Origin of the sequence: Pseudomonas monteilii NBRC 103158 = DSM 14164 (genome assembly GCF_000730605.1) — a bacterium.
In the GTDB taxonomy this organism is placed as follows: domain Bacteria; phylum Pseudomonadota; class Gammaproteobacteria; order Pseudomonadales; family Pseudomonadaceae; genus Aquipseudomonas; species Aquipseudomonas monteilii.
In genome coordinates, this window is the sequence record NZ_BBIS01000125.1 from 1 (window position 1) to 766 (window position 766).

Annotated in this window: 1 protein-coding gene; it reads left to right on the forward strand. The window is 69.3% G+C overall.

What is annotated here, in order from left to right; all coding sequences use genetic code 11:
* Positions 1-766, forward strand: a 766-nt coding sequence (locus PM2_RS29455; RefSeq protein ID WP_042132658.1) for an AMP-binding protein, incomplete at both ends; no start/stop codon positions are given.

Sequence of the window (766 nt, forward strand, 5' to 3'; positions counted from 1 at the left end):
ACAGCGACGCCGACCCGGTGCACCACACCCGCCCGGGCAACCTGGCCTACGTGATCTACACCTCCGGCTCCACCGGCCGGCCCAAGGGCGCGGGCAACAGCCATCGCGCGCTGGTCAACCGCCTGTGCTGGATGCAGCAGGCCTACGGCCTGGATGCCGGCGATACGGTGCTGCAGAAAACCCCGTTCAGTTTCGATGTCTCGGTCTGGGAGTTCTTCTGGCCGCTGCTGGCCGGCGCACGCCTGGCCGTGGCGCAACCGGGCGAGCACCGTGATCCGGAGCGCCTGGTGGAGGTGATCAGGCAGTACGCGGTGACCACGCTGCACTTTGTCCCGTCGATGCTGCAGGCGTTCATGGGCAGCGCCGAGGTCGAGCGCTGCAGCAGTCTCAAGCGCGTGGTGTGCAGCGGCGAAGCCTTGCCTGCAGAGCTGGCGCAACAGACCCTGGCACGCCTGCCCGGCGCACAGTTGTACAACCTCTACGGCCCGACCGAAGCAGCCATCGATGTCACCCACTGGACCTGCCGCCCGGGCGACAGCGGCGTGCCGATTGGCCGCCCGATCGACAACCTGAAAACCCACATCCTCGGCGCGGGGCTGCAGAGTGTGGCCCCACGCGCGGCTGGCGAGCTGTACCTGGGCGGCATCGGCCTGGCCCGTGGCTATCACCGTCGCCCGGCGCTGACGGCCGAACGCTTCGTCCCGGACCCCTTCGACAACACGGCACAAGGCGGCGGTCGCCTGTACCGTACCGGCGACCTGGCGCG